Here is a 14,944-nt window from a genome sequence, read left to right as displayed (position 1 = left end):
GACACCGACCGCATCCTGACGCAGCTGCGCGCTCCACAGGCACGGACCGCTACAACGACCAGAAATTCCCCGACTAATCACCGATCGCTTCTGGCTCGGGCAACGGCCGGTAGCCGGTGCGTGCGTACTCGGCTTCCACCGGGAATTCATACGTGCCGTAGGGATTGACGTGTTCCATCAGTGCAGGTGAGACGTGCGCGAGCAGACTGCGGTCGATGCGGCCCCGACGCTGGGAGAGGTGGGCGAGGGCGAGTTCGAGGTAGGCGGTGTTCCAGGTGATGATCGCGTTGGTCACCAGCGATAGGCACAGGGCCTGTTCGGTTTGCTGCTCGTGGTGGCGGCGCCGCACGGTGCCTTCGTGGGCGAAGAACAGGTCGCGGCGCAGGGAGTGCAGGCTCTCGCCCTTGTTGAGCTGCCGTGTGATCCGCCGCCGGTAGGCCTCATCGGCGAGGTAGCGCAGCGCATACAGGGTGCGCTGAAGCCCGCCGTACTCCACCAAAGCCTGGGCAAGCGCGGAGCGCCGGGAGGAGGCATGAAGCTTGCTGACCACCAGCGATGCGGTGGAATGGCCGTACTTCAGGCTCGCGGCCAGGCGCAGCATTTCGTCCCACTGGCTGCGGATCAGTCCGACATCGACCGTGCCGGTCAATAGCTTGCCCGCGTTCGGGAACACGCTGTACACCTCGCGTCGGGAGCCGAGCCGGTGCAGGGTGATGCCGCCGAGGTCGCGGATCTGCGGCGAGAGGGTGAATCCGGTCAGTGCGAACAGCGAGAAGAACGTGAGGGTTTTTATGTGGACAAGTCAAGGCGTTCCTCCACGAGCGTGTCGTCGGTGTTGTCGAGGGGCTGGTCGAGGTCGGTCAGCAGCTTCTCGATGCGCTTGGCGGTGCAGTTGTGGCGTTCGACCTCGCGGTCCCAGCCGCGGCCGGCGGCATCGGTGGCGAGCGTCTGTTCGACCCGTCGGCGGGCGCGTAGCCGGGGCGCGTAGGCGGGGGTCGTGACGAACTTCGCGCAGGTCAGGTAGAGGTCGCACTCACATGGCCCTTCCTGTGGCAGCCGCAGGCAGTGGCCGAGTTCGAGCTCGGTCTTGAAGAAGTTCGTCTTCAGCCAGTCGACGGCCTCCTCCGGCAGGGCGCCCGACTTCAGCTCGTCGGCGGCAGGGCCGGCGATCGTGGCGCCGGGGGTGAGGACCGTCTTGTAGTCCCGCAGCACTTCCTGGTCGCTGATCTGGGCGTAGACGAGCGCCATCGAGACACTGGAGTGCCCGAGCACCTTCATGATCGTGTGGAGCTTCGCGCCGCGCTCGGCCAGCTGGGTGCCCACGGTGTGCCGGAACCGCTGCGCGGTGACGGTGCCGCGGCCCTCGCCGCCTCGTCCGCCTGGGCGGACGAGGCCGACGGCCTTGCAGGCTTCCTGGATCGGGGTGTCGAACAGGTAGAAGGTGGACAGCAGCTTGCCGTGCTGCATGAACAGGTAGCGCACCGGCTGCCCGGTCAACTCGTCGGTGAAGGGCCGTTCCCGGCCGTCTCGGCGCAGGTCGATGACCTTCTGCAACGCCGTTGTGGCGTCCTCGTGCAGTGGGACGACTCGCTCCTTGTAGGTCTTGCGCGCGGGCAGCCGCAGGCGGCCGGTGCCGTCCGCGTAGCGGTCCAGGCAGTCGATCGGCAGGCGGCGGATCTCGTCCCGGCGAGCGCCGGACCAGCGTGCGACCAGCAGCGCCGCTCGTTGTAACAGGCAGGCGATCTCGTCGATGACGGGCATCAACCGGTCGAGCTCGTCGTCCGGGATGAACCGGGGCACCTTGATCGGCGACTTCGGGGAGTCGCCGGGGCCGAGGAGGCTGTGGCCGGGGACGTCGTCCCACTGCCAAGCCGCGGTGTCCCGGAAGAGCTGGCCGAGCCCGGAGGCGCGCTGGATGCGGGAGACGATGCCCAGCGGCTTGCCGGTGCGCTCGGTGGGTTCCTCGGCGATGTGCTGGAGCCAGGCCAGGCAGTGGTCGCGTGTGACGTCGGCGAAGGACTCGATCTCGGGGTGGTGCTCACCGAGCCAGTCGCCGAAGCGGCGGACCGCCAGTTCCGGTTTGTCCACTGTGGAGGGCCGGTCGGTCAGTCGACGGGCGGCCAACCACTTGTCGGCGACGGCCTGCATGGTGGGCGGCAGCACCAGGGGCGGCTTCCAGCCGGGCATCAGCTTGCGGGGCTGCTCGGCAATCTGGCCGCGGTGGTAGAGCACCACCTGGAGCTGGTGCAGGTGGGTGATCCAGTTCTTGGCGGCGCCGTCCCGGTAGCGTTGCGGCGACGGGTAGAACCGCTCCAGGTCCGGGTGCTCGGCGAAGTGGCGGATCGCCTCCAGGGCCTCGACGATGTGGTCGTTGGTGATCGCGGTGACGTCGAAAACGCCGGTGCGCAAGGCAATGCGGCTGACAGACCAGTGCATCGCCTGCCGGGCCGAGTTCCGGTTGAAGCCCAGCGCGACGGCTTCCTCGACCAACTCCCTGGCCCCCAGGTCGATGCCCAGCGCCTCGGCAGGCTCGACGATGGCGAGCTGCCCGGGGGCGAACAGCCACGGGTAGTCGAACGTGGCGTATCCCCGCAAGCCCAGGTAGATCAGATAGGTGCGGGCGCGGAAGGACACCGGGTGTGACGGGTGGTGGAACGACTCGCCGAGCAACCGTCCCACCCGCTCGACCAGGGGCGCGGGAAACCAGCCGGCCAGCGTGGGCCAGCGGTCGATGAACTGCCGGCGCCACCGCAGCTTCATCAACTGGTACTGGTGATTGCCGCCCTGGGCCTCGACGTGCGCCCTCCACTCGGCGTCTGAGCAGTGTCGCCTGCGACGAGGGCGAGTAACGGTCGCGGGGCTGGCCGCCAGGGCTGCCGCCGACACGGAGCCGGCCCTCACCGAGTCTCTCCCGTGTCGTTGCGCTGGTTGCCCAAGGCTTGGTTGTAGTCGGCCACGACCGCCGGATCCGAGACTCGGGTGTAGATCCGGGTCGACTCCGGCGAGGCGTGACCCAATCGCTTCTGCAAGGTCAGCTCCCGCATCCCGCCTTCCCACATGCGCGTGGCGTGCGTGTGCCTCAAGGCGTGCGGAGTCACCCAAGGCTCGCGGATTCCAGCCCGAGTGCAGGCGCGGCTGAACATCCGGACCAGGCCGTCGTAGCTGAGTACCTCGAGCCGCCGTTTCCCTTGGCCGCCAACGAGAAACACCACGGACGTCTCGGCGTCGTCAGGGCGCTCGCCCATCACATAGGCACTCACCGCGGCCAAAGCCTCGGGCTCGTGCAGGTCGACGACCCGCTCATAGCGGGACTTCGACCGCGCGCCTTTCGGATGGTCGTCGCGGTGGCGGACAACCACGCGCCGACGGCCGTAGGCCACGTCCTCCAGGCGCAGCCCGAGCACCTCGCCGGGCCGCAGGCCGCCTTGGAGCATCAGCAGCACTATCGCCTTGTCGCGAACAGACCGCAGCTGCGCCAACAGCGCCTCGACCTGGTGCTCGCCCAGGGGACGCGGTACCTGCTGCACGGTCTTGACTCGCACCGCCCGGCGAACGGGCCGCTGGCGGCTGGCACGACCCATGAACGGCCTGTGCCGCTCCGACACGCGGGCCAGCGCCGGGTCGGGGCGCTTCTCGATCGGGTTCGCCTGGTCCAACCGCCCGGCCAGGATCAAGTACTCGTAGAACGACGACACGGCCGCCAGAACGCGGTTCACCGTGGTCCCGGCCAGCTTCGTCGCCGGGCCGCCCGCGTCGAGGGTGGCCACCGTGAGCGTCATACGCTGCCGGGGGCGGCGGGACGGAACGCAACGCAGGTACTCCAGCAGCGGGATAGCGTCCGGCGGGCCGAACCTGTCCCAGCTCAAGCCCCGCTCGGCGAAGAACCGCCACAGGTGCCGCAGGTCGTACGCGTAGGAGACCAGCGTGTTCGGCGAGAGGTTCCGCGCCGCCAGGAAGCGCAGGAACCCCGAGACGACTTCGATGGGCTCGCCGTCATCATCGAGCAACTCGACCTGGTGGGAGCCGCTTTCCTGACGGTGCTGCACCCGCACGGACACCTCCGGACCTGAGATTGGCGCTGGCCCTTCTGACCAGCACCAATGAAGATCATCTTCTGAGGTGTCCAGGTAACCATATGGCCGGCGGTGTCGGTGGCGTGTTCGGTGATCGGCAGGTCGGTGGCGTTGCCGAGGATTTCGTCGAGGACGTAGACGGCTTCGCGGTCGGTGACCGGGATGACCTTGGTGCCGTAGGTGGAGTGCTGGTCGGAGACGTGGGTGTAGGTGGCCACGCCCTCGTCGACGAAGTAGCGGCTCATGGCGCGCGCGGTGAGGGACTTGCCGCGCATCGGGAACCGCTGCCCATCCGAGGAGGACATGGTGCCGCCGCCCCACACCGACGCCAGCGGGAGCCGGTGGTGGTGGTTGACGATCGCAGCATTGGCCTCGCGCAGGGTGTCTTCGCGCAGGTACCACTCGGTGGTCCACGCGAGGGTGTCGTAGGAGGTCCCGGAGGCTTCGGCCATCGCGCTGAGGCCGAAGTTGCACGCCTGGGCCAGGATCGCCGCGTACAGGTTGCGGCGCAGTTGCGGGTCGCGGTGGGTCTTGCCGCCGGCGTGGGTGAGCTGATCCGACCACGACGCCCAGCGGTCGACCTCGATGAGCAGCTCGGTCAACTGCGGCCGGGGCAGCAGCTCCACCAGCTCTAACCGGAGCTTGTCGACCTCGTCGGGCAGGGCCTCGGCGGACAACCGGTTGACGACGAGCTCGCCCTTCTCGGTCATGCGCACCGGACCTTCGCCGGAAGCCAGCAGGGGCTCCAGATCACCGAGCGCGGCTTGCAGTTGCTCGCCGACGGCCTCCAGTGCCTGGTCGGCCGTGTCAGGCGCGCCCACCAGGGCGCAGTACTCGCCACGCCAGGTGTTCCACTTCGCGGCGGGCAGCAGCAGCGTCGTCGGGTCCGAGTAGCGGCGCGAGCCAGGCACCCACACATCACCGGAACGCAGCGCGTCCCGCAGCCCCAGCAGCGTGCACAGCTCCCAGTAATGCCGGTACGCCGTGGCATTCCCGGCCTTGGCGGCCTGGTCGAGGTAGCCGCGCCAGCGGGTCGGCACGAACTCCGTCGGCGCCCCCCTCCGGTACCTTGCGCCCACCTCGGGCATACAGCTCCCGCAGCACATCCACCGCAGCGGCCAGGGGTTTGGCCTCCACCGACGCCTCGAAACGCAGCGTGGAGATCACGTGCGGGACGAACTCGCGCAGGTAGGTGAAACTCGCGTCGATCAGCGCCAGGTGCCCATGGTCGCGCTGCAACCGATCCTTCGGATCACGGCGGGCCGCCCGCATCCGGTCCAGCCCGATCCCCGAGCGCAGCCTCATACCGACCTCGACATCGGGCACGTCCGGGTCGGTGGCCACCGTCAGGATCTCCTCCAGCAGGCTCAGCCGGTCCTCCGAAGCCCGCGCCCGCTGCGCGAGCAACTCGTCGAGCTTGCGCCGCGCGCGGTTCTCGGTACCGGAAATGGCCTGGTCAAACATCTGCACCACCTCATCGAGGACCTCCACCGCGCACTCGGCGAGCGTGGCCAGCAGCACCGGGTAGCGCTTGTCGACGTCACGGCGGGCCAGCGCCTGGTTGGTGGCGCGGCGGCCGATCCCGGCCAGCCGCCGGCGCCGTGCACCGGGAAGCGTCGACAGGTCCAGGGCGTGCGCGTCGAGATCACGCAGGTAGCGCAGCTTGTCCAGCTCTGCGCGGATCGACAGCGGCGACGCGCTGGTCGCCCCGCGGTGCAGCCACGCCAACCGCGAGGTCGTCATCCCAGGCTCGACCACCAGCAGCCCGTCCATCTCGGTCCGGCGGTGTTCGGTGAGTAGGTGCTCGACGCGGGTGTAGACCTCGGCCACCGCCAGCTGGCGCACCGTGGCGATGCGCTCCATCAGCGTGATCACCCCGGGACGGATCACCTGCGCAGAGGCCAGATACTCGCAGGCCAGCCGGAATAACACGCTCGGCGCGTCATGCTCGACAGCCCGCGCCAGCGGGAACTCCTCCAACTCCTTCCACTCCGCCGCATCCGCCGTGCGCCAACCCAACCGGGCCGCGACCAGCCGTAAGTGCTCGGTCCGGGTCTGCTCCCGCGCCCCGTAGCCGACCAGCTCCGAGATCGGCACCCCGAGCTGCATCGCCACCCGGCTCACCGCCGCAACCGGCGCCCCGGCAACGTCGTCGGGCACAAACGGATCAGCTCGTTACGCCCCAACTCCTCCGGCCACGACCGCAGCCGCCTGATCTCCTCCTCGGAGAAAACCTCGTCGACACCCAGCACTCCACACATCCGCTTGATCACTGACGGCCGACATCCTGGCCACGCCAGATCACAGCCGATCAGCGGGTCTCCGCCGCCCCCGCCAGCCACAAGATCACGAATCGGCGCGCTGACGTGCGAATACAGGGCTAAGCGTTGGTTTTTCGGCGCGTGCTACCGGGACCCGAAACCACGAACGCATCGCTGTTCGCCGTTTCTTGTTGTGGTGCATGGAAAACAAGCTCACCCCGACATTCACGCTGCCCCCGACCAAGACCAAGCAAGCCGCCCCGCTGACCCGCGCCAGACGGATCGAGCTGCTGCGTCAGGTCCTCAGCGACGCCGACGCGCCGATGCGCAGCAGGATCGCCGCAGGCCTCGTGCTGCTCTATGCCCAGCCGGTCAGCCGCATCGTCCGGCTCACCGTCGACGACATCATCCAGGACGATGACCAGGTCCTCATCCGCCTTGGCGACCCGCCCTCGCCCGTCCCGCAGCCCTTCGCCGTGTTGCTGCTGGACTACGCGGCCCACCGCTCGAACATGAGCACCGTGACCAACCCCGCCGCCACCTGGTTGTTCCCTGGCCGCCGCGCCAACCAGCCGCTGCGCCCCGAATACCTCGCGCAACTCGTCCACAAGCTCGGGATTCCCGCCTCCGCCAGCCGAGGAGCTGCAATCCGACAGCACCTTCAGGACATGCCCGCCCCGATCGTCGCCGACGCACTCGGCTACCACCCCGTCACCACCGCCCGCCTCGCTACCCAGGCCGGCACCACCTGGAGCCGCTACACCCCAGGCGATCACTCGCCACTACAACCAGGACGAACTCGCGACAGTGAATACGCGACCCCGCCAGTCGGCGCACACGTGGCGAAACGAACGTGGTGAGGAGCAATAGTTGAAACCTGTGGATGAGCCGGGGATGGGCGTACCTTGAGGTTCCCCCAAGCGGTGGACAGGGGGTTTACGGGGATTCAGGCAGCTGCTCGGAGTGAGCTCTCGTAGTCCTCGGGACTGAGCATCCCGATCGCGGAGTGCCGCCGGATAATATTGTAGAAGCGAACCCAATTGTCAACTGCGACAACGAGTTCCGTCTGTGTGGCGTAGGTATGCCGGTAGTAGTGCTCGTGTTTGAACGTGGACCAGAACGATTCCGCGGGGCTGTTGTCCCAGCTTTATCCGGCTAATGATCTCGGTTTCCGGTGATTGACCGGTTAACGCTTTCAGTCGTTTCTGGCTGTGAGGCGTCGGAGTTGTTCTTCGTGGTGGCGTACTCGGGTGGCGAGGGCGTCGAGTGCGGTGCGGAGGGTGGCGATCTCGTCGGTGAAGCCGGTGAGGGTGCCGTTAGTGCTGGTCTGGTGTCGGTGGTGTTCGATGACGGCGCGGAGGGTGGGGTTGCGGTAGAGGGTGGTGCGGCCCAGTCCGGTGCGAGCAGCAATGGCCGTGAAGGTGACGGCGTGGCCGTCGTGGATGAGTTGTGTGCAGGCGCGTTCGACGCGGTTGAGAGTGTTGGTTTTGGTCATCCTGCTTGGGCCTCGTTGATCAGGGTGTCGAGTCGGGCGATGAGTCGTTGGTGTCGTTGGGCTTCGGTGATCCAGCCGCGTTGTTCGGCGTCGCGGGCCAGTGCTTCGGCGTCGACGCGCTGGGCTGCGAGGATGGGCAGCGAGCTGGCTTCGGTGTGGAAGCTGGGGCAGTGCTCGCAGATGTTGGCGTAGGGGCAGGCGTCTTGGGCGGGTGCGCGCAGGCAGAATCCGCCGGCGAGGCGGGATTTGAGCAGTGGGGTGTCTTTCCAGTCGGCTCCGCCGGTGATGTCGGCCAGTGGCAGGCCGATCCTGCCGGTGGTGGAGGTGCGGGCCTGTTGTTTGGCGAGGTCGAGGCCTCGTTCGTATTCGGCTCGGACGGTGGTATCGAACAGTCGCCCGTAGCGCAGGCTCATTTCGGCGGAAACATGGCCCAGCAGCGCCATCAGTGCTTGGAGTGAGACCCCGGCGTTGACCAGGGCGGTGGCGTAGGTGTGGCGGAGCTGGTGCGGGGTGAGGTGGTCAAGTCCCGCGGCCTGAGCAGCGCGGTTGAGTTCGTGACGGACTGCGCTTTGGGACAGTCGCCGGCCGTGGTGGGTGAACAGGAACTGGGCGGGACGCCGGTAGCGGGGGTGCGGCATGGGTCGTCCGTGGGAGCGGATGGCGGTGATGTGGTCGATCAGGTCGAGGATGTCGTCATCGATGGGGATCATCCGCTCTGTTTCCAGTTTGCCGAGCGGGATTTTCAGCCAGTGGCCGTGGTCGGGGACTTCGTGGACGCAGTCGAGTTCGAGGTCGAGGACCTCTCCGATGCGCAGCCCGCAGGCGCGTTGCAGTCGCAGGGCTGTTGCGGCCAGTTCGTTGCCGGGCCCTTCGGTGAGCACCTCGGTGAGTCGTCGGTCGATGTCGACTGGTAGATAGCGGGGCAGGGTATGCGGGAGTTTGGGGACATCGTCGCGGAACATCAGCTTGCGGGGTGGTGCTTGCGGCCAGCCCCACTCGGTGATGTCGGTCAGAAAGCCCATCAGTGTGAGCACTCGCCGGGACCGGTCCGCGACGGTGATGAGCTCATTGTTCTTCGCGCTGATCGCGTCGACCAGCGACGTCAGGTAGGGCTCGATGTGTTTGCGGCGATCGAGCTCGGCGATGGACCCGAGTTCGGGGTCGATGTCGGCCAGGAACACTCCGAAGTGTTTGAGCCGGGTTGCGATCGCCGACACCGTTTTCGGTTGGCAGGTTGCCCGTTTGCGTTCCAAATAGGCGATCATCGTCTCGCGGATCGGTGGCTGTAGGCCGGAAAGCCTTTGCGTGAACGGGACCGGGCCGCCCGAGCGTGGCAGCTCATCGACGATTCCCAGGTGAAACAGCACGCGCTGGGCGTTACTGGCCGCCGCCAGATAGTGCTTGTGGCCCTTGCCAGTTCGCGTCTCGCGCTCCTGACACGCAGCCCGGAACTCGTCCAGATCGGCCACGGTGATCCGGTCCAGCGACCGTCCAGTCTGGATGAGCAGCCGGACCGGCACTTGGGAGCCGGTGGCGAACCGGACCCGTTCGGTGAACCCGAGCTCGGCGGCCGCGGTCATGAACCGATCGAGGTCTGGTCTCAGCGGTGAGTCTTTGATTTCCCGCCAGATGCTGGAGAGTTTGCGTTCCAGCAGATAGTCATAGCCCGGTTGCAGCACCCGGTGCAGCATCAGGAACGTGATGATCGGCCGAGTCGAGCTCCCAGCCGACAAGCGAGTCTCCAACGACTCGGCCACCCACCCTCGCGGGTCCGGCCAGCGCCCGAAGAACACCCGAGCCGCCCACGAGTAGGCAGCGTTTCCCCGTCCTGTCTGCTGAAGATAGTCCAGATAGGCGATGTGCAGATCATTGCTGGGATTGGGAGCGGAGGCGATCGCGAGCGGCATCGAATTCTGCTTTCACGTGGGCCGGAGCCAGATGGATGTAGCGGGCGGTGGTGTCGACATGAGCGTGGCCGAGCAGGGCTTGCATCACCGCGAGATCAACCCCCGCTTCGGCCAGGGCGGTGCCGAAGGTGTGTCGCAGCGCGTGGGGATGTCCTCCGACGATGCCGGTGATTCCACGGTGATAGCGGAAGATCGTGCGCAGCCCGGCCGCGGTCAACGGCTGGCCCCGGTTCGGTCCCTTGGCCACGAGAAACAGGCGAGGACTGCCGGATTCCGGCCGCTCGGCCAGCAAATACACCTGGATGACCGAGCCGACATCAGGGTCCAGCGGGACGCGGCGTTCCCGCTGGCCCTTACCGAGCACCTGCAGCCATCGGCCGCCGATATCGACATCGGCGATGTTCAGGCCCAGCACTTCGGCGGAGCGCAGCCCGCAATACAGCATCAAGCCCGCGATCGCCCTGTCCCGCCATGTGTGGAAGCTCGCCAACAGCTCCGCCGCATCGGACTGCGACAGCGCCGTGGGCAGGCGGCGGGGCTCCCGAAGCCGCAGCGACGAGCGGTTCTTCGGCCGACGAACGGTATGTGCGAGCATCCCGCTGCGCTCACCCGCTACCCGCCAGCGGGCCTCCTTGCCCTTGGGGACAGGATTTTTCATGTCCGGGTCCCGCATCGCCGCGAACCCGAACAAACCCGAGATCGCCGCCAACCGACGATTGATCGTCGTGACGGCGTACTGATCCATCCGACGCCCCGACAACGTGATCACGTTCGGCCCCGGCCGGCCCGGAACCGTCGCCTCACGGCAGGCACGCAAGAACCGCAACAGCACCTCGGTGGTCACCTCCGGCAACGGCTGCTCCTCGGCAACGAGCCACCGGCAGAACGCCAAAAGGTCGTAACCATAGGCCCGCACGGTCTTCGGTGAGTAGTTCCGATCGGCCAGATGAGCCAAGTACTCATCCACCAACCCAAACCCCGACGCGGCCGGCCCGGCCAACGCCCAGCCACCGTCGTGTTCCTCAAGCCGAATACCGGCCTCGGTGTTCATAAGGACAGACGTACCAGCACTGACCACTTCGAGCAGGCAAGTACCACTACCGCAGCATGTCGCTGACCAGCCCAAACACAACTATTAGCCGGTTATTGATCGGGAACTTATAGGTGTGATCTTCGTTGTTCTGGCATGATCGCTGGTGTGCGGGACGCGCGGAGGTTGTCGCCTGAGGCGCAGGAGGATTTGCGGCGCAGGGTGGTCGCTGCTGTTCATGGTGGGATGAGTCAGGTCGAGGCGGCCCGGGTGTTCGCGGTGGCCCCGCAGTCGGTGTCCAGATGGGTGCAGGCGTGGCGGAAACGTGGCTCGAAGGGTCTCACCGGGCGTCGCCGGGGTCGCAAGCCCGGCGAGCAGAAAGCGTTGAGTGCCCGCCGGCAGCGCAAGCTGCGGTATGCGGTGGCCGAGCACACCCCGGCCACGTTCGGGCTGACCGGCCTGGTGTGGACCCGCAAGACAGTGGCCGAGCTGATCCGGGTGCGCCACGGCATCGTGTTGAACCTGCGCACCGTCGGCAACTACCTGCGTTCCTGGGGATTGTCGCCGCAGAAACCGATCCGCAAGGCCTACGAACAGGACCCCGAGTCCGTACGCCGATGGCTGGAGGAGGACTACCTGGCCATCGCCGCCCGCGCCCGCCGCGAGGGCGCACTGATCCTGTGGCTGGACCAGACCGGGATCCGCTCCGACGCCACCGTAGCCCGCACCTGGGCACCGGCGGGCCAGACACCGGCGGTGGGCAAAACGGGCAAACGATTCAGCGTGAACGCGATGTGCGCGATCGGGAACAAAGGCGAGCTGTACTTCACCGTCTACACCGGCTCGTTCAACGGCAAGGTGTTCCTGTCGTTCCTGGACCGGCTGACCCGCCATCTGGACCGCAAGGTCCACCTGATCGTTGACGGACACCCCGTCCACCGCCGCAAGACTATCCAGCAATGGATCACCAAGCACGCTGAGGCGATCGCGATGCACTTCCTGCCGGGATACAGCCCCGAACTCAACCCCGACGAGCTACTCAATGCCGACCTCAAACGCACCGTTTCCACCAGCACAGCCCCCAAAACCCGCGCCGAGTTAAAACAAGCGGTCCGCTCCTTCCTCCACCGGCTCCAGAAGCTGCCCGACCGAGTTCGCTCCTACTTCGGCAAACCCGAAGTTCGCTACGCCGCCTAACATCACACATTTGCCAACCGGATCAATAAGAGGGAGGAACCGACCCGACCCATCGACCGTCGAACGCCGTGCCGGTCGCAGACGGCGGCGAAGCAGCCGAGGTGTACTGGGCGGATTCAACTGATCGTCGCAACACCTCGATCATGGAGGTGTTGAGTGGGGCGACCGCGGAGTTGGGCGGCGGCTGCGACGGGAAGGGCTGCGATGCGTTCGCCGGGCCGCCCGCCGGTGGCGCGGCGTGAGGATCGGCAGCGGTTCTGGGCGGCGATCGCGAATGGTCTGCCGAGTGAGGAGGCCGGTATCGCGGCCGGCGTGTCGCCCGCCGTGGGTGTGCGGTGGTTCCGCGAGAGTGGCGGGATGCGACCTGTTGATCAAGCGCCGCCGTCCGGCCGGTCTCTGTCGTTCGCCGAACGCGAGGAGATCGCGATTCTGAAAGCCCAGGACTGTGGTGTGCGTGAGATTCCCGCAGGCTGGGCCGCTCGCCGTCGGCCATCTCACGTGAGTTACGGCGCAACGCGGCGACCCGCGGTGGCCGCCTGGAGTATCGGGCCTCGACCGCGCAGTGGCACGCTGACCGGCGTGCCCGGCGCCCGAAAACCGCCAAGCTGGTCACGAACGAGGAACTGAGACGGTACGTGCAAGACCGTCTCGCCGGCACCGTGACCACCTCGGAGGGCACTCCGGTGCCGGGACCGACTGTGAGAAGTGGAAAGGTCGCCGTCACGGGCGTCGCAAGGATCGGCGCTGGAGCACGGCGTGGAGCCCGGAGCAGATCGCTAACCGGCTCCCACTCGACTTCCCGGATGATGAGTCGATGCGGATCTCGCCCGAGGCGATCTACCAAGCCCTCTACATTGCCGACCGCGGGGCGCTGCACCGCGAGCTCACCGCGTGTCTGCGCACCGGACGCCCATTGCGCGTGCCACGAGCACGAACCCGGCGTCGCGGCAAGAACTTCATCAGCGACGACGTCCGGATCGATCAACGACAGTCCGAAGTGGACGACAGAAACACGGCCGGACACTGGGAAGGTGATCTCATTATCGGGCTGGACAGCTCCGCGATCGGCACCCTGGTCGAACGCACAAGCCGCTACACCATGCTCCTGCACCTACCGCCCATGTCGGACCACAAAACACAAACACGTGTCCATAATGGACCAGCATTGGCCGGGCACGGCGCGCAAACCGTCCGCGAGGCCATCGCCTCCTCGATGACGCCGCTGCCCGAGGCACTGCGCCGGTCACTGACCTGGGACCAGGGTGCCGAGATGGCTCAGCACGCCGAACTCAGCCGTGAAACAGGTATCGCGGTGTACTTCTGCGACCCTCACTCGCCCTGGCAGCGCGGCACCGACGAGAACACCAACGGCCTGCTACGCCAGTACTTCCCGAAAGGAACCGACCTCAACAGGCACACCCCCGAAGACCTCGACGCGATCGCCACCACCCTCAACAACCGGCCCCGCAAGGTACTCGGATGGAAAACCCCTGCCGAGGTCCTCGAACATCACCTACACTCGCCCCAAACAAGCGGTGTTGCCACGACCGCTTGAATCCGCCCTGGGTCCCGCGATCGCTGTGGAAAATCACGTCGCCCACCTCGCCGCCCCGGGCACGCACGGCGGCGTCCAGGGCGTACACACCAAATCGGCGCGCAGATGGTCGGCGATCGACCACCCGATGAGCCTGCGCGAGCAGATGTCGATCACGGTCGCTAGATACAAGTAATCGCCGTCGGCGATGGGCAGGTAGGTGATGTCCCCACACCACCGCTGATCCAGCTCGGAGGCGGTGAAGTCGCGACCCACCAGGTCCGGTGCCGGTGGCGCGGCCGGGTCCGCCACCGTGGTGCGTTTGCGTTTGCGCTGGTGACATCCCACGATCTCCTGCTGGCGCATCAACCGTTCCACGCGTTTGTGGTTCACCGACCGCCCGCTCGAGCGGAGTTCGGCGGTCACCCGGGGCGACCCATAGGCGCCGTGGGAATCGCCGTGGACCTCACGGATGGCCTCCACCAGCTCGGCCTCTTCGGCGGCCCTGGTCTGGCGGGCGGGCCCACGCTCCAGCCAGGCATAAAAGCCCGAGCGGGCCACCTCGAGTACGCGACATAACCGCTTGACGCCGTAGACGGCACGGTGGGCGGAGATGAACCGGTAGCGGTGAGTCATCGATCCATCTCCTGCGCGAAATAGGCGGCTGCCTTACGCAGGATCTCCTTCTCGGTCTCCAACTCCGCGACCCGCTTCCGCAAGCGGGCCAGCTCAGCATCCTTATCGGCAGCCTCTGCCTCCGCGCCGTCGCCGACCTCGGCCTGCTGCTTGGCCGCACGCACCCAATTCCGCAACGTCTCATGACTCAAGCCCAGCTCGCGGGCGACCTGGTTGATCGGACGACCGGTGGAAAACACCAGCTCCACCGCATCACGCTTGAACTCGTCGCTGTACTTCGATGGCCGTCCCAACCGGGACACTCCTTCCCCTGGACCTCAAGATCCAGTATCAGAGTGTCCATACCCACGGGGGAAGCCCACAACATTCAGGGACGGCAGGAGCCCGCCCACGCGCTGGACGGACTGGCCGAGGTGACCAGCTCGGCAACGTGCCCAACTCTGTGTTGTCCGGCTTGCCCAGCTGCACCTGTGGTCAAGGTGACCATGCCGGATTTAGTTCTCGGCTTTGACAGTCACTCCGCCTGGCTCCGGGCCGCCTGTCTCCCGCTTCGCGCCCGGCTTGGACCGCCTGCAAGGCGAACTGGATCAACCACCCGCCGCGAATGTTGATCACAGCGCTTATGCGAAGCGTCGCACACGCAACTATCCACAGTGGCCCCGATGGGCATGGGTTTGGGCATGAACGGTCGCCGATCATGCCCACGGAGCACCATGAGAGCGAGATCACACGCCCAATGACCAGGCGATACACCAGAGCCACAGCGTGAAGCCGACTCAAAATCCGTACAGTGTGCGTTCGAATCGCACCG

The 14,944-nt window shown here is 66.7% G+C and carries 13 protein-coding genes and 3 pseudogenes; 4 read left to right on the top strand and 12 right to left on the bottom strand.

The window, feature by feature from the left end:
* Nucleotides 1-73: 73 nt before the first annotated feature.
* From DL519_RS17890 to DL519_RS17870, 6 genes and pseudogenes are all read right to left on the bottom strand, one after another.
* Entirely contained in the window at nt 74-793 is a 720-nt protein-coding gene (locus DL519_RS17890; protein ID WP_190824040.1) for a Tn3 family transposase, read from the bottom strand.
* Entirely contained in the window at nt 790-2,901 is a 2,112-nt protein-coding gene (locus tag DL519_RS17885; RefSeq protein ID WP_223838522.1) for a tyrosine-type recombinase/integrase, read from the bottom strand. Before DL519_RS17885 ends, DL519_RS17890 begins: the two co-directional genes overlap by 4 nt.
* Complete coding sequence (locus DL519_RS17880) at nt 2,898-4,007, bottom strand: tyrosine-type recombinase/integrase (RefSeq protein ID WP_223839173.1); 1,110 nt, start codon at nt 4,005-4,007, stop codon at nt 2,898-2,900. Before DL519_RS17880 ends, DL519_RS17885 begins: the two co-directional genes overlap by 4 nt.
* Nucleotides 4,008-4,150: 143 nt before the next feature.
* A pseudogene (locus DL519_RS46720) lies at nt 4,151-4,783 on the bottom strand (Tn3 family transposase); the annotation flags it as partial.
* Nucleotides 4,784-4,991: 208 nt separating this feature from the next.
* Nucleotides 4,992-6,233, bottom strand: coding sequence for a DUF4158 domain-containing protein (locus DL519_RS17875; protein WP_190816460.1), 1,242 nt, complete (start codon nt 6,231-6,233; stop codon nt 4,992-4,994).
* Nucleotides 6,194-6,346 carry a hypothetical protein gene (locus tag DL519_RS17870; protein WP_190816458.1) on the bottom strand — a complete coding sequence of 51 codons (153 nt, stop codon included), beginning with the start codon at nt 6,344-6,346 and terminating at the stop codon, nt 6,194-6,196. The genes DL519_RS17875 and DL519_RS17870 overlap by 40 nt, the downstream gene beginning before the upstream one ends.
* 188 nt (nt 6,347-6,534) lie before the next feature.
* On the opposite strand from DL519_RS17870, the gene DL519_RS17865 reads away from it, so the two are divergent.
* On the top strand, nt 6,535-7,194 hold the full coding sequence (locus DL519_RS17865; protein WP_223839171.1) for a hypothetical protein: 660 nt from the start codon (nt 6,535-6,537) through the stop codon (nt 7,192-7,194).
* A gap of 86 nt (nt 7,195-7,280) precedes the next feature.
* On the opposite strand, the pseudogene DL519_RS50120 reads toward DL519_RS17865, so the two are convergent.
* The 4 genes and pseudogenes from DL519_RS50120 to DL519_RS17845 all read right to left on the bottom strand — a co-directional run.
* Nucleotides 7,281-7,466, bottom strand: a pseudogene (locus DL519_RS50120) (IS3 family transposase); the annotation flags it as partial.
* A 63-nt stretch (nt 7,467-7,529) separates the two neighbouring features.
* A complete protein-coding gene (locus DL519_RS17855; protein WP_190816057.1) occupies nt 7,530-7,829 on the bottom strand; it encodes a DUF6262 family protein in 300 nt (99 codons plus the stop codon).
* The gene (locus DL519_RS17850; protein WP_190816055.1) at nt 7,826-9,736 is read right to left on the bottom strand and encodes a tyrosine-type recombinase/integrase; all 1,911 of its coding nucleotides are present in this window, start codon (nt 9,734-9,736) and stop codon (nt 7,826-7,828) included. The genes DL519_RS17855 and DL519_RS17850 overlap by 4 nt, the downstream gene beginning before the upstream one ends.
* Complete coding sequence (locus DL519_RS17845; protein WP_190816456.1) at nt 9,696-10,787, bottom strand: tyrosine-type recombinase/integrase; 1,092 nt, start codon at nt 10,785-10,787, stop codon at nt 9,696-9,698. The genes DL519_RS17850 and DL519_RS17845 overlap by 41 nt, the downstream gene beginning before the upstream one ends.
* Before the next feature lie 135 nt (nt 10,788-10,922).
* On the opposite strand from DL519_RS17845, the gene DL519_RS17840 reads away from it, so the two are divergent.
* From DL519_RS17840 to DL519_RS17830, 3 genes and pseudogenes are all read left to right on the top strand, one after another.
* Nucleotides 10,923-11,963 (top strand): IS630 family transposase, encoded by a 1,041-nt coding sequence (locus tag DL519_RS17840; RefSeq protein WP_190813440.1) that lies wholly within the window; start codon nt 10,923-10,925, stop codon nt 11,961-11,963.
* Nucleotides 11,964-12,031: 68 nt separating this feature from the next.
* The gene (locus DL519_RS17835) at nt 12,032-12,205 is read left to right on the top strand and encodes a hypothetical protein (RefSeq protein WP_190816455.1); all 174 of its coding nucleotides are present in this window, start codon (nt 12,032-12,034) and stop codon (nt 12,203-12,205) included.
* Nucleotides 12,168-13,518, top strand: a pseudogene (locus DL519_RS17830) (IS30 family transposase). Before DL519_RS17835 ends, DL519_RS17830 begins: the two are co-directional and overlap by 38 nt.
* A gap of 33 nt (nt 13,519-13,551) precedes the next feature.
* On the opposite strand, the gene DL519_RS17825 reads toward DL519_RS17830, so the two are convergent.
* Together DL519_RS17825 and DL519_RS17820 are read right to left on the bottom strand one after the other, a co-directional pair.
* Nucleotides 13,552-14,133: an IS3 family transposase gene (locus tag DL519_RS17825; protein WP_190816453.1), complete on the bottom strand. Its 582-nt coding sequence runs from the start codon at nt 14,131-14,133 to the stop codon at nt 13,552-13,554.
* Nucleotides 14,130-14,426 carry a transposase gene (locus DL519_RS17820; protein WP_168587751.1) on the bottom strand — a complete coding sequence of 99 codons (297 nt, stop codon included), beginning with the start codon at nt 14,424-14,426 and terminating at the stop codon, nt 14,130-14,132. The genes DL519_RS17825 and DL519_RS17820 overlap by 4 nt, the downstream gene beginning before the upstream one ends.
* Nucleotides 14,427-14,944 lie beyond the last annotated feature (518 nt).

Source organism: Saccharopolyspora pogona (genome assembly GCF_014697215.1).
GTDB lineage: Bacteria > Actinomycetota > Actinomycetes > Mycobacteriales > Pseudonocardiaceae > Saccharopolyspora > Saccharopolyspora hattusasensis.
This window is presented reverse-complemented; position numbering and strand designations above follow the sequence as displayed.

Coding starts and splice junctions, on each gene's coding strand:
- DL519_RS17840 (WP_190813440.1), top strand. CDS start 10,923: ATGATCGCTGGTGTGCGGGACGCGCGGAGGTTGTCGCCTGAGGCGCAG.
- DL519_RS17845 (WP_190816456.1), bottom strand. CDS start 10,787: ATGAACACCGAGGCCGGTATTCGGCTTGAGGAACACGACGGTGGCTGG.
- DL519_RS17855 (WP_190816057.1), bottom strand. CDS start 7,829: ATGACCAAAACCAACACTCTCAACCGCGTCGAACGCGCCTGCACACAA.
- DL519_RS17825 (WP_190816453.1), bottom strand. CDS start 14,133: ATGACTCACCGCTACCGGTTCATCTCCGCCCACCGTGCCGTCTACGGC.
- DL519_RS17850 (WP_190816055.1), bottom strand. CDS start 9,736: ATGCCGCTCGCGATCGCCTCCGCTCCCAATCCCAGCAATGATCTGCAC.
- DL519_RS17865 (WP_223839171.1), top strand. CDS start 6,535: ATGGAAAACAAGCTCACCCCGACATTCACGCTGCCCCCGACCAAGACC.